This is a genomic window from Methylobacterium sp. A49B (genome assembly GCF_053346215.1).
On sequence record NZ_JBKFBO010000011.1, the window covers coordinates 1 to 563 of the forward strand.

A 563-nucleotide genomic window follows, 5' to 3' on the forward strand; every position below is an offset into this window, starting at 1 on the left:
GAAATACGCGCCCGTCCAGGTGAAGACCGGGACCGGCGTGAACACCGGCGGCGGCGCGGCCCGGCGCGGCAGGTCGGCGGCCGACGCGGCGCCGGTCAAAGCAGCGCCCGCCACCAAAATGCCAAGCAGATTTTTAATCACAGCGATCTCTTGTTCATGACACCAATTGTGCTGAGATTTAGTCAAGAACGCAGCAAATTGATGTATCTTCGAGGTCACACCTCGGGCCCAAGCTGCCCCAAGCCGTTCTCATCCGCTGATTAGATTGAGTAATGCCAAGCGACATGCGGCGATGATGTTGCCATGTCCATTTCGGGGCAAAGCAAACGGATCGGCCGCGTTTTTAATCCGAATCTCCGACAACAAAATTTCGGGCGCACCATCGATGCCGCACCGCTTTACATTTCGAACGAAAACGGCCGGGGTAGCTCCCCGGCCGCCGCATCGGTAACGATGCCGATGCTTAGCGGAGAAGCTGGAGCACGCCCTGCTGGGCCGAGTTGGCCAGCGACAGCGCCGAGATGCCCATCGACTGACGCGTCGTGAGCGCCTGCGAGTTCGCC

The 563-nt window shown here is 60.0% G+C and carries 1 pseudogene; it reads right to left on the reverse strand.

The annotated features are described in order from the left end of the window. Positions 1 to 219 (reverse strand): annotated as a pseudogene (locus ACLBX9_RS01805) (hypothetical protein); the annotation flags it as partial. Positions 220 to 563: the final 344 nt, after the last annotated feature.